Genomic DNA, 16,138 nt, shown 5'->3' on the forward strand with positions numbered 1-16,138 from the left:
GCACTATCCACGCCGCGAGATTAACAGGATCCGACGCAGATTAATAGACCTAACCAAGTACTACTAGACGTTGAACTGGAACGCCCCCACGTCGCCACGTTGGAGCCGGCGGCCCTGCCGGACCAGCAGGGTCATCGCCGCCACGCTACGTCTGATCAGCTGAGAATGGATTGACCAGTTCGATACCGAGCCCCTCGAAATCGGTGATGTTCCGCGTCGCGAGTCGTGCGCCGGCGACGTCGCAGATGGCCGCGATCATGCCGTCCTCGACGCTCAGCGGACGCCCTGCTGTGCGTCGCGCCTCCTGGAAACGGGCATGCGCGCGGGCTGCACGATCGTCGTAGGGCAGCACGATCCCCCTGTGGGATTCGATGACCCGTTCGATCGCGGTCACGAGCCCGTCCCGCCGACGACCAGGGGCGAGTCGGGCCGCACCGTCGAGGAGTTCACCGAGGCTGATCGCGGTGATTGCAGAGGGTTCATCGAGGCGTTGCAGCCACTTCATCACGTTGGCGTCGGGCGATACTCGCATCGGCTCAGACAGCACATTCGTGTCGAGTACGATCACAGGTCGAACGGCCGCGGCGCACTACGGGTCGGCTCGGGGAGCTCGATTCCTCGATATTCCACCGCTATGTCCAGCCAATCGCGCACGAAGTCGGCGCGGCCCACCACAGTGGTAAGAATGGCGCGCGCTTCCGCCTCCATCGACTGCCCATGGGCCGCCGCGCGCTCGCGAAGTCGCTGCTGCACCGTGTCATCGAGATTTCGAACGGTCAGTGTGCCCATCGAAGCTCCTCCTGTTGCTAGCAATGCTAGCATTCCAGCCCCGGCGATCGCACTACGGCTCGCCCGGCCTTGACCCGGGGCCCGACCAGCCGAGTCCTTGTCTTCTCCTGAGGGCGACTCCTCGACGGTTTGGCCTAGACGTTGAAGCGGAACTCGACCACGTCGCCGTCCTGCATGACGTAGTCCTTGCCCTCCATGCGGGCCTTGCCCTTGGCGCGCGCTTCGGCGACCGACCCGGTCGCGACGAGGTCGTCGAATGAGATGACCTCTGCCTTGATGAAGCCACGCTCGAAGTCGGTGTGGATCACGCCGGCGGCCTGCGGGGCCTTCCAGCCCTTGTGGATCGTCCAGGCGCGCGACTCCTTGGGGCCGGCGGTGAGGTACGTCTGCAGGCCGAGCGTGTCGAAGCCGACGCGGGCGAGCTGGTCGAGGCCAGACTCGTCTTGACCGGTCGACGCGAGCAGCTCTGCGGCATCGGCGGGGTCGAGGTCGATGAGTTCCGACTCGATCTTCGCGTCGAGGAACACGGCCTCGGCAGGCGCGACGAGCGCCGCAAGATCGGCCTTGCGAGCGGCATCCGTCAGCACCGCCTCATCGACGTTGAACACGTAGATGAACGGTTTCGCGGTCAGCAGTCCCAGTTCCCTGATCGGTTCGAGATCGACGGATGCCGCAGACAGGGGTGTTCCCTTCTGCAGGGCCTCCTGCGCCTCAGTGGCGGCCGCGAGCACCGTTGGGTCGAGCTTCTTGCCCTTGACCTCTTTCTCGAACCGCGGGACGGCGCGTTCGAGGGTCTCGAGGTCGGCGAGGATCAGCTCGGTGTTGATGGTCTCCATGTCGGCCTTGGGGTCGATGGTGCCCTCGACATGCACCACGTCGGAGTCGTCGAAGCCACGCACGACCTGCGCGATGGCGTCGGCCTCGCGGATGTTCGCGAGGAACTTGTTGCCGAGCCCCTCGCCCTCGGAGGCGCCCTTCACGATGCCGGCGATGTCGACGAACGAGACGGCTGCGGGCAGGATGCGCTCGGAGCCGAAGATGCCCGCGAGCGTCTCGAGGCGCGGATCGGGCAGGTTCACCACGCCGATGTTCGGTTCGATCGTCGCGAACGGGTAGTTCGCCGCGAGCACCTGGTTCTTGGTGAGTGCGTTGAACAGGGTGGACTTGCCGACGTTGGGCAGGCCGACGATGCCGATAGTGAGAGCCACGAGGGTCTATCGTACCGGCACGCCGATGTGGTTCAGGCGGGCTCGAGCCGCAGTCGCACCATCGGGATGTAGGGGTCGGCCTCGCCGGTGGCATCCCTGATCGCTTGATCCAGCATCTTCCACGCGGCGGGATGTCTCGCCGCGTACCGCCCGAGCAACCGACGGCTCTCGTCTTCGCCGAGCAGCTCTGCACGCGCACGCCGCCGCTGGATCGCGCCGACGCTGACGATGCAGCGCGGATCGGCTTCGAGGTTGCGGTACCACTGGGCGTGCCGCCCGAACCCCGACGCGATCACCACGGTGTCTCGATCCTCGCGGTCGGCGACCTCGAGGACGACCTGCCGCCACTTCTTCGAGGATCGACCGAGGTGCTCGAGCATGAGCAGGCGCCCGCCGAAGACGAACCCGAATCCCGCCCGGTAGATCCCGATGGGCAACCGCACGATCCATCGCGTCTTGAGCATGCGGGCTGCGAGATCCATGCGCTCACAGTACCGCCCGGCGTGAGGGCGGTGTCAGATCACCGAAACACGACGGCGATGCCGGTTATCCGATCAGCCGGGTGCGGTAGCAGTGCGTGAGGTAGGGCACTTCGAGCTCGTCGGCGCCGGCGAGGTCGGGATGGGTCTCGAGCAGGGTCTCGAGGGCCGCGAGCATGGCATGCTGCTCGGCCTCGGTCGCGGTGATGAAATACGAGCGCGAGCGCACGAGATCGAGGAACCGCTGTCGCGACATCCGCTCGACCCATTCGACCGTGTGCTCTTCGATGGCGCCGAACGGCGGCCCGACCGTCACGTACGTCTCGAACGTCGCGCTCGCGTCGTGACGCTCGTGCATGATCTCGCCTGCCTGGCGTAGCCAGTCGGCACGGATGTCGCGGCTGTTCCACACGAGCCCGAGCACGCCACCCGGTCGCAGCACGCGGGCGATCTCGGGGATCGCGCGCGCGGGGATGAACCAGTGCCAGGCCTGGCCGGCGACCACGGCATCGACCGAGCGGTCTTCGATCGGGATGTCCTCGGCAGTGCCGAGGATGCGCGGCACGCCGGGCACCGCGATCTCGAGTTCCTCGAGCATCTCGTCGACGGGGTCGACGGCGATGACATCGCGGTCGAGTTCGACGAGTGCCTCGGTGAGCTTGCCGGTGCCTGCGCCCAGGTCGAGCACGCGCACCGCATCGCCGATGACCCACTCGATCGCCGCAGTCGGGTAGCCGGGGCGCGAGCGGTGGTACACCGATGCCGCCGCGCCGAAGGATCGCGCTGACCTGACCGTCGCCGGGTCGCCCGGGTCGGCCACGAGTCCGCCGCGTGTCGCCTCGGATCGCTCATCGCCCATGAGGTGCCCTCCCGTCGCCGCCGGTGCCATTCCACGCCCTGCGTGCGGCATCCGTCAACCTTCTTCGCCTGATCGTCGGTCGAGGAGCGACGCGTCTTGAGACCCGCCGCTGCGCAAGCGAGCCGTGTCCGCCCGCCGTGCGACGATACGTGCGTGCCAGTGGACTTCACCGCGATCGACTTCGAAACCGCCAACTCCTCTGGCGCCTCCGCCTGCTCGGTGGGGCTCGTCAAGGTGCGCGACGGCCGGGTCGTCGACCGCGTGCACTGGTACATCCGGCCGCCGTTCCCGCACGACGAGTTCTCGCAGTGGAACGTGCGCATCCACGGCATCACGCCGGCGATGGTGGCCGATGCCCCGGGCTGGGGCACTCGCGTCGCAGGGCTGCGCGAGTTCGCGGGCGACGACGTGCTGGTCGCGCACAACGCCGGGTTCGACATGGGCGTCATCGTGAAGTCGTCCGAGGCGCTGGGCCTCGCCGTGCCCGACTACCGCTCGCTGTGCAGCCTGCAGGTCGCCCGGCGCACCTACCACCTCGACTCGTACCGGCTGCCCGTTGCGGCGATGGCCGCCGGCTTCGAGGGCTTCTCGCACCACGACGCGCTCGCCGACGCCGAGGCCTGCGCGGCGATCATCGTGCACGCGGCCGCGCGCCACGAGGTCGGCGACATCGAGCAACTTGCGCACATCACGCGAGTGCGACTCGGCGCGATCGGTTCGGTCGCCGTGCGCGATGACCGCGCCACGCACGGCCCGATGGCCCTGCAGTAGCCGCCGAGACCCGCCTCGCCGACGCCTCGGCACGGCGATGTCGGCGGGCGCTGCGACACTCGATGCATGGAAGTTCTGCTGCTCGTCATCGGCCTCGTCGCCGGCATCGCCCTCGGCGCGCTCGGCGCGTGGTTCCTCGGCCAGCGTCGTGCAGTATCGAGTGCCGACCTGGCGACCGAAGACCCCGCGCTCGTCGAGGCACGGCACCAGGCCGAGCTCGCAGGAGTGCATGCGGCCAGCGCCGCCGAGCAGGCTCGCATCCGCGCCGAAGAGCAGCAGGTGCAGGCACGGCTGCGCGCCGAACTTGCCGCGTTCGAGGCGACCGCCGATGGGCTCCGCGAGCAGATCGAGGCCGCCCGGGCACAATATCGAGAGATCATCGAACGCCAGCGTGTCGAGCAACATGAGCGCGAGGCCCGCGAAGCCGCCGACAGCAAGGTGCTGCAGGCCCTCGCACCCGTGAAGCAGTCGCTCACCGACATGCAGGCCAAGGTCACGGCGCTCGAGACGCAACGTCACCAGCAGCACGGCGAGCTCAGCCAGCAGCTCAAGATCGCCGCCGAGAACGAGGAGCGGCTGCGCTCGACGGCGGAGTCCCTGGCGTCGGCACTGCGCTCCAACAGCACACGCGGCGTGTGGGGCGAGACCCAGCTTCGCAGCGTCGTCGAGGCTGCGGGCCTCCTCGAACGCGTCGACTTCGATACCCAGCACTCCGTCACGACCGACGCCGGCGCCGGCCGACCCGACATGGTCATCCACCTTCCCGGCGGCAAGCACATCGCCGTCGACGCCAAGGTGCCGTTCAACGCGTACCTCGAGGCGAGCCAGATCCCGGCGACCGCATCCGGCACAGACGGCGCGCAGCGCGAGCGCCTCATGAAGGGCCACGTGAAGGCGGTCCGCGACCACATCATCGCGCTCGGCGGCAAGACCTATTGGGAGGGCCTCGGAGCCTCTCCCGAGATGGTCATCGCATTCATTCCGAGCGAGTCGCTCATCTCGAGCGCGCTCGAAGCCGACCCGTCGCTGCTCGAGTTCGCCTTCGCGAAGCGCGTCGCGCTCGCTTCGCCCGTCACGCTGTGGTCGGTGCTGAAGACCGTCGCGTTCAGCTGGCAGCAAGACGTGCTCACCAAAGAGGCGAAGACCCTGTTCGACCTCAGCCGTGAGCTCTACGCGCGCCTCTCGACCACGGCAGGCCAGATCGAGAAGCTCGGTCGCACGATCGAACGCACCGTGAAGGACTACAACACCTTCGTCGGCTCCCTCGAGTCGCGCGTGCTGCCGACCGCCCGCAAGCTCAAGGCGCTCGACGAGACCAAGGTGCTCGCGACCCTCGAGGGCATCGAAGAAAGTCCCCGCGAACTCACTGCATACGAGTTCACGACCGCGACCGCAGAAAATCCGCCGGTCGAGATCGAGGCACTCATCGAGCACGACGACCTCATCGCAGACATCGATCCCGAGATCCGCTCATCGCTCTGAGCACGGCACCGCCGCCTGCGGGCTCGCGACATCTGCGCCCCGCAGGCGGCGCAGCCGTCACATGCCGATGACGCTCAGCACGTTTCCGGCAGGATCGCGGAACCACGCGATATCGGGTCCCTGACCGCTCTGGCCACCGCGAGCGACGCCCCGTTCATCGGTGCCATAGTCGTCGGGTGCCTCGTAGATCTTCGTCACGATGCCTGCTTCGTTGAGCTCGTCAACCGCATGGTCGATGTTCTCGACGACGAGGTTCAGCATCGTGTACGCGGCAGGCACGTGGTCGGGCTTCGGATAGATGAACACCGCCTGCCCCGACGGCAACGACAGCTGCAGGGCGCCGGCCATCGGTTCGTCGCTCACCGCAAGCCCGAGCTTCGTGCCGTAGAACTCCCGAGCAGCCGTGATGTCGTCGACACTGAACCCCGAGAATGCGTCTCGAATGGTGACCATGTGGATCCTCCTTCATCCCGCCAAGACTCCCACTCGCGTCGGTTCGCGTCGAGAGTTCGACTGCACACCGGTCGAGGCGGGCACGCATTCAACCCGGTTCTGGCTCGGCGCGACCCGACCGCTCGGCACGCGGGTGAGGTTCGTCGACCGGCAGCTCGAATCCCGCCGCAGCCTCGGCGCCGGTCACGATCGTCGCGTCGGCGTGCGCGTCGTCGAGCGGATGCGCGAGCTCGTCTTCGCCGAGGCGTGCCAGCGCGAGCGTCGCGATCGCGAGCAACGGCGGCACGAGGCCCGCGATGAGGAACGCCGGCACGAGCCCGATGGCTTCGCCGATCGGCCCTGCGACCGCCATCGAGATGGGCATGAGCGCGAGTGACACGAAGAAGTCGAGGCTCGAGACCCGCCCGAGCATCGATGGCGGCACGCGGCGCTGCAACAGCGTGCCCCAGACCACCTGCGCGCCGTCGAAGAGCACGCCGACGATGAAGAGTGCGATGACCATGACCCACAGCCACGACGTGAGCCCGATGATCGCGAGCGGCACGCAGCCGAAGCCCCAGGCGAGGATCATGAGCGTGAGGTATCGCCGCGGGATGCGCACCGACGCGACCGTGAGCGAACCGACCGCGCCGCCCACACCGAATGCGGCGAGCGCGAGCGCGAACGCGCCGGCTCCGCCACCGGTCTGGTCTTTCACGGCGAACGGCAGCAGCACCTCGATGGGCCCCATGATGAGGAACACCAAGATGATCGAGAACACGAGTGTGGCGAACAGCCAGCGCGTGCGCAGCAGGTAGGCGAACCCGTCGCGCATGTCGATGAACGACTGCCGCAGCGGATGCACCACGACCTCGTCGGCATCACGCCGAACCGCGGTCGTGCGCATGACCAGCAGCACCGCGGCGGCCCCTGCCTGTAGCACGGCGACGACCGCGAACGCGAGCCACGGCCCCTGCACCGCGATGAGCGCGCTGGCGAGCGCCGGACCGGCAGCTTGCATGACCGCGGGCCGCAGTACCCCCTCGACGCCGTTGGCCGCGAGCAGCTGTTCGGCGGGGAGGATCGCGGGCAGCCACGCCGAGTACGCAGGGTAGAAGAACCCGTCGGCGACACCGAGCACGAACGAGAGCACCGCAAGGTGCCAGACTTCGATGACCCCTGAGGCGGCGAGCACGGCGGCGGTGGCGAACGTGACTCCGCGCACGAGCTCGACCGTGATCAGAATGTAGCGCTGGGGAATGCGGTCGGCCGCGACCCCGCCGAAGAGCACGGCGAGCACGAGCCCCAGGCTCGCTCCCACCGCGACGTACGAGAGATCGACTGGTGAGCCGCCCAGTTCGACGACCTGCCACACGGCGGCGACGAGCCAGGCGCCCGCCGAGAGCAACGACGCCGAGAGTGCCGCCACCAGCAGGCGGTACTGGCCCGACGAGAACGGGCGAAGCGCGCGCGGAAGACGACTGGCGTCGGTCATCGGTTCATTGTGCCCCGTGCCGCCGACATCCGCCCACGAGATCAGGTCATCGGTCGGCTGCGTCGAGCCATTTCTCGACGAGGTGGTCGGCGCGCACGCGCCGGATCGTGCCCGAACGGCCGCGCAGCACGATCGACTCAGTGCGGATGATCGGACCCTTCTTGCGTACACCGTCGACGAGTTCGCCGTCGGTCACGCCGGTCGCGACGAAGAAGGTGTTGTCGCCGCGCACGAGCTCGTCGAGTTCGTACACCTTGTCGCAGTCGAGTCCGGCGGCTTCGCCGCGTGCGCGCTCGGCGTCGTCGCCCGGCGCGAGTCGGCCCTGCATGAACCCACCCAGGGCCTTGATCGCGCACGCCGTGGTGATGCCCTCGGGGCTGCCGCCGATGCCGACGCACATGTCGATGCGCGACTCGTAGCGGGCCGCGTTGATGCCACCGGCGACGTCGCCGTCGCTGATGAGGCGCGTGCCCGCACCGGCCGCACGGATGTCGGCGATGAGCTGCTCATGTCGGGGACGATTCAGTACGGCAACTCGGAGCTCGCCGACGTCTTTGCCCTTCGCCGCGGCGAGCGCCCGAAGGTTCTCCCCGATCGGCTTGCGGATGTCGACGACGCCGATGCCCGCGGCATCCGTCACGATCTTGTCCATGTAGAAGACGCTCGACGCATCGAGCATCGTGCCGCGATCGGCGACCGCGATCACCGACAGCGCATTCTGGCGGCCCGCGGCCGTCAGCGATGTGCCGTCGATTGGGTCGACCGCGATGTCGCACGCCGGGCCGCGCCCGTTGCCGACCCGCTCGCCATTGAACAGCATCGGCGCCTCGTCTTTCTCGCCCTCGCCGATGACGACGACGCCGTCGAAGTTCACGGTGCCGAGGAACGCGCGCATGGCGTCGACCGCAGCGCCGTCGGCTCCGAGCTTGTCGCCGCGGCCGATCCAGGGGTACGAGCGGATCGCCGCCGCCTCGGTCGCCCGCACCAGCTCGAGCGCGATGTTGCGATCGGGGTGCGAGTAGAGGGTTTCGGTGTCGGTGCTCACCATCGAGGGTTCCTCCGGGAGGCGTCATCGACCTCGTCGAGGTCGGGCTGAGGGGGCGATCGCCCGGTTCCAGCCTAGGCAGGCGGCAGACGGTCGGCACGGATTTTCATGGCCAGGACGATGAAAGATCGTCGAATCTTAAGGCTTCGATCGAGGCCGTCCGCTCCGGCCCGCACCCGTCCCGAAAACAGGAAGACACGCCGCCCCGGCACCGAGAGCAGGAACTTCTGCGGCCTGTCGAGCGCATGTGCCTGTTTCGGGACGGGGCAGCAACGGCCCGCAGCGACCCCGCACACGTGAGCCTCGCTCGGCAACTCAGTAGACTCGTGGCGAACCCAACAGTCTTCCGAAGGAGCAGCATGCCCATCGCCACCCCCGAGCAGTACGCCGAGATGCTTGACGCCGCGAAGGCGAAGGGCTTCGCGTTCCCGGCCTTCAACGTCTCCTCGTCGCAGACCCTCAACGCGGTGCTGCAGGGCCTGAGCGAGGCGGGCTCCGACGGCATCATCCAGGTGACCACCGGCGGGGCCGACTACTTCGCCGGCCACACCGTGAAGGCCCGCGCCGCCGGTGCCCTCGCCTTCGCGCGCTTCGCGCACGAGGTCGCCAAGAGCTACCCGATCACGGTCGCCCTGCACACCGACCACTGCCCGAAGCCCGCCCTTGCCGACTTCGTGTTCCCCCTCATCGAGGCGTCAGAGGCCGAGGTCAAGGCGGGCCGCAACCCGATCTTCCAGTCGCACATGTGGGACGGCTCGGCCGTGCCGCTCGACGAGAACCTCGAGATCGCGCGCGAGATCCTCCCCCGCATGAAGGCGATCAACGCCATCCTCGAGGTCGAGATCGGCGTCGTCGGCGGCGAAGAAGACGGGGTCAGCCACGACATCAACGAGCACCTCTACACGACGCTCGACGACGCGATCGCAACGGTCGAGGCGCTCGGCTTCGGCGAGCAGGGCCGCTACATGGCCGCCCTCACGTTCGGCAACGTGCACGGCGTCTACGCGCCCGGCAACGTCAAGCTGAAGCCCGAGCTGCTGAAAGAGATCCAAGACGGCCTCGCCGCCAAGTACGGCACCGCACCCAAGCCGCTCGACCTCGTGTTCCACGGCGGGTCGGGATCGACCGACGACGAGATCGCCACCGCGGTCGCCAACGGCGTCGTGAAGATGAACATCGACACCGACACGCAGTACGCGTTCACGCGTTCGATCGCGGGCTACATGTTCGACAACTACGACGGTGTGCTCAAGGTCGACGGCAGCGTCGGCAACAAGAAGCAGTACGACCCCCGTGCGTGGGGCAAGGTCGCCGAGTCGGCGATGGCCGTTCGCGTCGGCGAGTCGACCCGCCAGCTGGGTTCGGCCGGCCAGTCGATCACGGCGTAAGGCTGCGGATGACCCAGGACGAGGCCGCTCGCAGCATCGGCGATGCCCGGGGCGGTGACGAGCGGCCCCGTCCCCGCTACGGCGAGTACGCACCAGAGGGGTGGACGTGGCAGCCTCCTGCCGACCCACACGCATCCTCCGAGCCGGCGCTCGAGGCCCCGGCCGCCGCCGCGCCTGCCGGGCCGCCCGCACCCGGCGCTGCGACATCCGCCGCCGCACGTCGCGACCGGCCGATCGACCGCCTCGCGACCATCGTGCTGCTCGTCATCGGCGTGCTCGGCATGTGGGGCGCGATCGGCACGTTGCAGTCGCTGCCCGACCAGTTGCCGACCGCGATCCGCCAGGCGTCCGAGATGCTCGGCACCGATGTCGCCGGCTTCGAGTACGTGCCGGGCCCCGAGGTGCCCGGCATCCTGCTCGCGGGCTCGATCGCCCAGATCGTGCTGTGGGTGCTCGCGGCGTGGTGGTCGATCGCGCGCCTGCGCGCCCGCAGGCTCGCGTTCTGGGTGCCGCTCTCGGCGGGGGTCGTCTCGTTCGTACTGCTCTACGCGACGATGTTCGTCATCGTGCTGAACGACCCGGCGCTCGTCGCGGCGATCACGCCACGCTGACCTCGTCGTCGGTGGCGGCCGCGATCGCCGCGGTGGCGCCTGCGCGCATCGCCCCGGCGGCCTGCGCGCCGTCGTCGATCGGCTCGGCCGGTGCCGCGAACTGCGCCTCGTAGAGACGCGCATACGCGCCCCCCTCGGCGAGCAGTTCGGCGTGCGTGCCCTGCTCGACGATCGAACCCGATTCCATGACGAGGATGAGGTCGGCGTCACGGATCGTCGAGAGCCGGTGCGCGATGACGAAACTCGTGCGGTCCTTGCGCAGCGCGTTCATGGCGTGCTGCAGCAGCAGCTCGGTGCGGGTGTCGACCGAGCTCGTCGCCTCGTCGAGGATGAGCACCTCGGGCCGGGCCAGGAACGCACGCGCGATCGTCACGAGCTGCTTCTCGCCGGCCGACAGGCTCGATGCCTCGTCGTCGAGCATCGTGTCGTAGCCATCGGGCAGGGTGCGCACGAACCGGTCGACGTAGGTGGCGCGTGCCGCCGCGAGGATCTCGTTCTCCGTGGCATCCGGCCGGCCGTATGCGATGTTCTCGCGAATCGTGCCGGTGAACAGCCACGTGTCCTGCAGCACCATGCCCATGCGTGAGCGCAGCTGGTTGCGGGTCATGCGGGTGATGTCGACGCCGTCGAGGGTGATGTGGCCGCCGTCGAGCTCGTAGAAGCGCATGATGAGGTTCACGAGCGTGGTCTTGCCGGCGCCCGTGGGCCCGACGATCGCGATCGACTGGCCGGGCTCGGCCGTGAGCGAGAGGTGCTCGATGAGCGGGTTCTCGGGGTCGTAGCTGAACGAGACATCGTCGAAGATGAGGCGACCCGACGTGTCGACGGGTGTGGTCGAGTCGACCGAGTCGGCGACTGGGTCGGCGACCGAGTCGGCGACCGGGTCGGCGACCGATTCGGGCACCGGGTCGGGCACCTGCTCGTCGGCATCGAGCAGCTCGAACACGCGCTCGGCGCTCGCGACGCCCGACTGCAGCAGGTTCGCCATCGACCCGAGCTGGCTGAGCGGCTGCGTGAACTGGCGCGAGTACTGGATGAACGCCTGCACGTCGCCGAGGCTGATCGAGCCGGCCGCGACCATCAGCCCGCCCACGACGGCGATGGCGACGTAGACGAGATTGCCGACGAACATCATCGCGGGCATGATGATGCCGCTCACGAACTGGGCGCCGAAGCTCGCGTCGTAGAGCTCGCCGTTCTTGTCGGTGAAGCCCCGCTCGACCTCGCGGCGCCGACCGAACACCCGTACGAGCGCGTGACCCGAGTACGCCTCCTCGATCTGGGCGTTCAGGGTGCCGGTGTGGGTCCACTGGGCGACGAACAGCTTCTGCGAGCGCTTGGCGATGACCGTGGTGATCACGAGCGTGAGCGGAATGGTCACGAGCGCGATGACGGCGAGCAGCGGCGAGATGACGAACATCATCACGAGCACGCCGACGACGGTGAGCAGCGACGTCAGCAACTGGCTCATCGTCTGCTGCAACGACTGCGAGATGTTGTCGATGTCGTTCGTCACCCGCGAGAGCAGTTCGCCGCGCTGCATGCGATCGAAATACGCGAGCGGCAGCCGATGCAGCTTCTGCTCGACCTCTTCGCGCAGCCGGTAGACGGTGCGCTGGGTGACGCCGTTCAGCACGTAGCCCTGCGCCCACCCGAACAGCGAGGCCAGCACGTAGAGTGCGAGCACCCACCCGAGCACGGTCGCGACCGCGGCGAAGTCGATTCCGGCGCCCGGGGTGAGGTTCATCGACTGCACCATGTCGGCCTGCTGGGTGTTGCCGGCCGCGCGCAGCCCGTCGACGACCTGCTGCTTCGTCGCGCCCTCTGGCATCTGCAGCGAGAAGAACCCCTCGAAGATGAGGTTCGTCGCCTGGCCGAGCAGCTTCGGACCGAGCACCGAGAACACGACGCTCACGACCCCCAGCAGCACGACCGCGACGACGAGCGTGCGCTCGGGCCGCAGCCGGCCGAGCAGCCTCCTGGCCGACGGACCGAAGTTCATCGACTTCTCGGCGGGCATGCCCATGCCGCCCATCGGGCCGCCGCCGAAGGGGCCGCGACGCTGCGGCATGCGCACCGGCGCGGCGGGCTTCTCGTTCGGCTCGGTCATGCTGCGTCCTCCAGGCTCAGCTGGCTCTCGACGATCTCGGCGTAGGCCGCGCTCGTCTCGAGGAGTTCGTGGTGGGTGCCCTGCGCCGTGATGCGCCCGTCTTCGACGACGAGGATGCGGTCGGCGTTCACGATCGTCGCGACCCGCTGGGCGACGATGATCATCGTCGCGTCGCCGACGGTGTTCGCGAGCGCCTGACGCAGGCGGGCGTCGGTGGCGGTGTCGAGTGCCGAGAACGAGTCGTCGAAGAGATAGACCGACGGATGCTTCGCCAGGGCCCGCGCGATCGACAAACGTTGTCGCTGCCCGCCTGACACGTTGGTGCCGCCCTGCGCGATCGGCGCGTCGAGCTGGCCGGGCATCGCCGCCACGAAGTCACGGGCCTGCGCCGTCTCGAGCACGTCCCAAAGTTCGGCATCGGTGGCGTCGGGGTCGCCGTAGCGCAGCGTCGAGCCGACGGTGCCGGCGAAGAGGTAGGGCTTCTGGGGCACGAGGGCGAGTTGCGCGTTCAGCACATCGGGGTCGAGTTCGCGCACGTCGACGCCCCCGACCCGCACGGTGCCGTCGGTAGCGTCGAACAGGCGGGCGATGAGGTTCACGATCGTGGTCTTGCCGGCGCCGGTGGCGCCGATGATGGCGGTCGTCTCACCGGGCCGGGCGACGAAGCTCAGGTCGTGCAGCACCGGCTGTTCGGCACCCGGGTACGAGAACTCGACGTCGGCGAACTCGACGGTGCCCGGGCTGGTGAGCGCGGTGACCGGGCGTTCGGGGTCGGCGACGGTGGGGCTTGTCTCGAGCACCTCGCCGATGCGCCGGGCAGAGACCGCGGCACGCGGCAGCAGGAACGCGATCATCGTCGACATCATGACGGCCATGAGGATCTGCACGAGGTAGCTGAGGAATGCGACGAGCGCGCCGACTTGCATCGACCCGTCTTCGATGCGGAATGCGCCGAACCAGAGCACGGCCACGCTCGAGACGTTGAGCACGAGCAGCACGACGGGGAACACGAGTGCGAACAGGCGCCCCGCGCGCAGGGCGGTGTCGGTGAGCGCGTCGTTGGCCTCATCGAATCGCTCGCTCTCGACGCCCTCGCGCACGAATGCGCGGATCACGCGGATGCCGGTGAGCTGCTCGCGCAGCACGCGGTTGACGGCGTCGACGCGCTGCTGCATCGACTGGAAGAGCGGCACCATGCGCCAGATGATGAGCCCGACCGCGACGAGCAGCACGGGGACCGCGACGACCATGATCCACGAGAGCACGAGGTCTTCGCGGAGCGCCATGATGACCCCGCCGATCGCGAGGATCGGCGCCGACACGAGCATGGTGCACGACATGAGCACGAGCATCTGCACCTGCTGCACGTCGTTCGTCGTGCGGGTGATCAGGCTCGGCGCGGTGAACCGCGACACCTCCTGCTCAGAGAAGTCGGCGACGCGGCGGAACACCGCGGCGCGCACGTCGCGGCCGAAGGCCATCGCGGCCCGCGCGCCGAAGTACACGGCGGCGATGGCGCAGGCGATCTGCACGCCGGTGATGGCGAGCATGAGGCCGCCCGTCGAGATGATGAACCCGGTGTCACCGGTGGCGACACCGTCGTCGATGATGTCGGCGTTCAGGGTCGGCAGGTAGAGCGAGGCGATCGATTGCGCGAGCTGGAACACGACGACCGCGAGCAGCAGCGCCAGGTACGGGCGCAGGTACCGCGTGAGCAGTTTCATCAGCATGGGTCGGTTCCGTTCTCACTGGGGCGTGCTCCGGATGTCTCGGTGACGATGCCATACGCGATGAGCCGGGCGAGCTCGTGCGGCTCGAGGCCGACCGTCGGCCCGAACTGCGGCATCGCCGAGGCGAAGGCGACCATGCGCACGTACTGGAAGACCTGCTCTGGCGACACCCGCAACCGGTGGGCGTCGGCACGGAACAGGTCTTCGAAGATGCCGACGATCACCTCGCGCGCGGCGTCGCGCGGCGGCTGGGGCCGGGTGCCGAGCGCCTGGAACACCCCGAAGATGCCCTGGAACCGGTCGTGGAACCGGTCGATCACGAGCTGCAGCTTGAACTCGAACGGCAGCGTGGGATCGATGTGCCGTAACGCCTCACGGAACGGTGCGGGGTCGAGGAACCGCGCGACGGCAGCGTCGATGATCGCGTCTTTGTCTGCGAAGGCACGAAACAGGGTGCCTTCGGCCACGCCCGCGGCTTCGGCGATCTGCCGGGTCGTCACGTCGCGGCCGTACTGCGAGAGCAGTGGGATCGTCGCCTGCGCGATCGCCGCCTGCCGCTCTTCGACCGGCATGGGCCGGGCGCGCTTGACACGCTCGCTCGTCTGTTCCATGAGCGAGATTCTAAGCGGAGTGAGCGCTCACTCCAACGCTGTTGTGTACGCCGTGAGCGAAGCGCGCCGTGCTACTGCACCGGCCGGTTACGACCGCCGAGCGCGCGCTCGTCGCGATTGCCGGCGAGGTCTTTGCGCAGCTCTTTCGGCAGCGAGAACATCAGGTCTTCTTCGGCGGTCTTCACCTCGGCGACGTCGCCGTACCCGGCGTCGCTGAGCGCGAGCAGCAGCTCTTGCACGAGCTCTTCGGGTACTGATGCACCGCTCGTGACGCCGACGGTCTCGACGCCGTCGAGCCACTCCTGCTTGACCTCGCTCGCGTAGTCGACCCGGTAGGCGGCCTTCGCGCCGTACTCGAGGGCGACCTCGACGAGGCGCACGCTGTTGGAGCTGTTGGCCGAGCCGACGACGATCACGAGGTCGGCGTCTTGGGCGACCTTCTTGATCGCGACCTGGCGGTTCTGCGTGGCGTAGCAGATGTCGTCACTGGGCGGGTCGGCGAGGTTCGGGAACTTCTCGCGCAGACGCCGCACCGTCTCCATGGTCTCGTCGACGCTCAGGGTGGTCTGCGACAGCCACACGACCTTGTCGGGATCGCGCACCTCGATGTTCGCCACCTCGTCGGGGCTGCCGACGAGGGTGACGTGGTCGGGTGCCTCGCCCGCGGTGCCCTCGACCTCTTCGTGGCCCTCGTGACCGATGAGCAGGATCTCGTAGTCGTCGCGCGCGAAGCGCACGGCCTCGCGGTGCACCTTGGTGACGAGGGGGCAGGTCGCGTCGATGGCGTGCAGACCCCGATCGGATGCCGCGTTCACGACCGCCGGCGAGACGCCGTGCGCGCTGAACACGATGTGGGCGCCCTCGGGCACCTCGTCGACCTCGTCGACGAAGATCGCGCCCATCGCCTCGAGCTCGGTGACCACGTGGATGTTGTGCACGATCTGCTTGCGCACATACACCGGCGCGCCATAGTGCTCGAGCGCCTTCTCGACGGCGATCACGGCACGGTCGACCCCGGCGCAGTAGCCGCGCGGCGCGGCGAGCAGCACGCGCTTGTGTCCGGGGACGGGGATATCCTTGAGCCGGCCGCGCACGCCCGGAACTCTGGGCATGCCAAGGCCGATTCGC

The 16,138-nt window shown here is 68.4% G+C and carries 16 protein-coding genes; 4 read left to right on the plus strand and 12 right to left on the minus strand.

What is annotated here, in order from left to right; all coding sequences use genetic code 11:
* Window positions 1-145: 145 nt before the first annotated feature.
* The 5 genes from ABD164_RS16915 to ABD164_RS16935 all read right to left on the minus strand — a co-directional run bounded on the left by ABD164_RS16915 (window position 146) and on the right by ABD164_RS16935 (window position 3,335).
* Window positions 146-568: a type II toxin-antitoxin system VapC family toxin gene (locus tag ABD164_RS16915; protein ID WP_344297687.1), complete on the minus strand. Its 423-nt coding sequence runs from the start codon at window positions 566-568 to the stop codon at window positions 146-148.
* Window positions 565-789: a FitA-like ribbon-helix-helix domain-containing protein gene (locus ABD164_RS16920; RefSeq protein WP_344297688.1), complete on the minus strand. Its 225-nt coding sequence runs from the start codon at window positions 787-789 to the stop codon at window positions 565-567. Before ABD164_RS16920 ends, ABD164_RS16915 begins: the two co-directional genes overlap by 4 nt.
* 134 nt (window positions 790-923) lie before the next feature.
* Window positions 924-1,997 carry a redox-regulated ATPase YchF gene (gene ychF, locus ABD164_RS16925; protein ID WP_344297689.1) on the minus strand — a complete coding sequence of 358 codons (1,074 nt, stop codon included), beginning with the start codon at window positions 1,995-1,997 and terminating at the stop codon, window positions 924-926.
* Window positions 1,998-2,029: 32 nt separating this feature from the next.
* The gene (locus tag ABD164_RS16930; protein ID WP_344297691.1) at window positions 2,030-2,479 is read right to left on the minus strand and encodes a nitroreductase family deazaflavin-dependent oxidoreductase; all 450 of its coding nucleotides are present in this window, start codon (window positions 2,477-2,479) and stop codon (window positions 2,030-2,032) included.
* A gap of 64 nt (window positions 2,480-2,543) precedes the next feature.
* The gene (locus ABD164_RS16935) at window positions 2,544-3,335 is read right to left on the minus strand and encodes a class I SAM-dependent methyltransferase (RefSeq protein WP_344297693.1); all 792 of its coding nucleotides are present in this window, start codon (window positions 3,333-3,335) and stop codon (window positions 2,544-2,546) included.
* A 153-nt stretch (window positions 3,336-3,488) separates the two neighbouring features.
* Between ABD164_RS16935 and ABD164_RS16940 the strand changes: the two genes are divergently transcribed.
* Window positions 3,489-4,106 carry a 3'-5' exonuclease gene (locus ABD164_RS16940; RefSeq protein ID WP_344297695.1) on the plus strand — a complete coding sequence of 206 codons (618 nt, stop codon included), beginning with the start codon at window positions 3,489-3,491 and terminating at the stop codon, window positions 4,104-4,106.
* A gap of 66 nt (window positions 4,107-4,172) precedes the next feature.
* Window positions 4,173-5,588, plus strand: a complete 1,416-nt coding sequence (locus ABD164_RS16945; protein ID WP_344297697.1) for a DNA recombination protein RmuC — start codon at window positions 4,173-4,175, stop codon at window positions 5,586-5,588.
* Between the two features lie 57 nt (window positions 5,589-5,645).
* Here ABD164_RS16945 and ABD164_RS16950 read toward each other — a convergent pair whose 3' ends face one another.
* From ABD164_RS16950 to glpX, 3 genes are all read right to left on the minus strand, one after another.
* Complete coding sequence (locus tag ABD164_RS16950; RefSeq protein WP_344297698.1) at window positions 5,646-6,041, minus strand: VOC family protein; 396 nt, start codon at window positions 6,039-6,041, stop codon at window positions 5,646-5,648.
* A gap of 88 nt (window positions 6,042-6,129) precedes the next feature.
* On the minus strand, window positions 6,130-7,515 hold the full coding sequence (locus ABD164_RS16955) for an MFS transporter (RefSeq protein WP_344297700.1): 1,386 nt from the start codon (window positions 7,513-7,515) through the stop codon (window positions 6,130-6,132).
* A gap of 46 nt (window positions 7,516-7,561) precedes the next feature.
* Window positions 7,562-8,563 (minus strand): class II fructose-bisphosphatase, encoded by a 1,002-nt coding sequence (glpX, locus tag ABD164_RS16960; RefSeq protein ID WP_344297702.1) that lies wholly within the window; start codon window positions 8,561-8,563, stop codon window positions 7,562-7,564.
* Between the two features lie 242 nt (window positions 8,564-8,805).
* Here glpX and fbaA point away from each other — a divergent pair, with 242 nt between their 5' ends.
* Together fbaA and ABD164_RS16970 are read left to right on the plus strand one after the other, a co-directional pair.
* A complete protein-coding gene (gene fbaA, locus ABD164_RS16965) occupies window positions 8,806-9,948 on the plus strand; it encodes a class II fructose-bisphosphate aldolase (RefSeq protein WP_344297704.1) in 1,143 nt (380 codons plus the stop codon).
* A gap of 8 nt (window positions 9,949-9,956) precedes the next feature.
* The gene (locus ABD164_RS16970; protein ID WP_344297706.1) at window positions 9,957-10,559 is read left to right on the plus strand and encodes a DUF6264 family protein; all 603 of its coding nucleotides are present in this window, start codon (window positions 9,957-9,959) and stop codon (window positions 10,557-10,559) included.
* Here ABD164_RS16970 and ABD164_RS16975 read toward each other — a convergent pair.
* From ABD164_RS16975 to ABD164_RS16990, 4 genes are all read right to left on the minus strand, one after another.
* On the minus strand, window positions 10,546-12,669 hold the full coding sequence (locus tag ABD164_RS16975) for an ABC transporter ATP-binding protein (protein WP_344297708.1): 2,124 nt from the start codon (window positions 12,667-12,669) through the stop codon (window positions 10,546-10,548). The genes ABD164_RS16970 and ABD164_RS16975 overlap by 14 nt on opposite strands.
* The gene (locus ABD164_RS16980; RefSeq protein WP_344297710.1) at window positions 12,666-14,399 is read right to left on the minus strand and encodes an ABC transporter ATP-binding protein; all 1,734 of its coding nucleotides are present in this window, start codon (window positions 14,397-14,399) and stop codon (window positions 12,666-12,668) included. The genes ABD164_RS16975 and ABD164_RS16980 overlap by 4 nt, the downstream gene beginning before the upstream one ends.
* On the minus strand, window positions 14,393-15,010 hold the full coding sequence (locus ABD164_RS16985) for a TetR/AcrR family transcriptional regulator (protein ID WP_344297711.1): 618 nt from the start codon (window positions 15,008-15,010) through the stop codon (window positions 14,393-14,395). Before ABD164_RS16985 ends, ABD164_RS16980 begins: the two co-directional genes overlap by 7 nt.
* A 71-nt stretch (window positions 15,011-15,081) precedes the next feature.
* Complete coding sequence (locus tag ABD164_RS16990; RefSeq protein WP_344297905.1) at window positions 15,082-16,122, minus strand: 4-hydroxy-3-methylbut-2-enyl diphosphate reductase; 1,041 nt, start codon at window positions 16,120-16,122, stop codon at window positions 15,082-15,084.
* Window positions 16,123-16,138: the final 16 nt, after the last annotated feature.

Source organism: Agromyces neolithicus, assembly GCF_039529735.1.
Taxonomy (GTDB): domain Bacteria; phylum Actinomycetota; class Actinomycetes; order Actinomycetales; family Microbacteriaceae; genus Agromyces; species Agromyces neolithicus.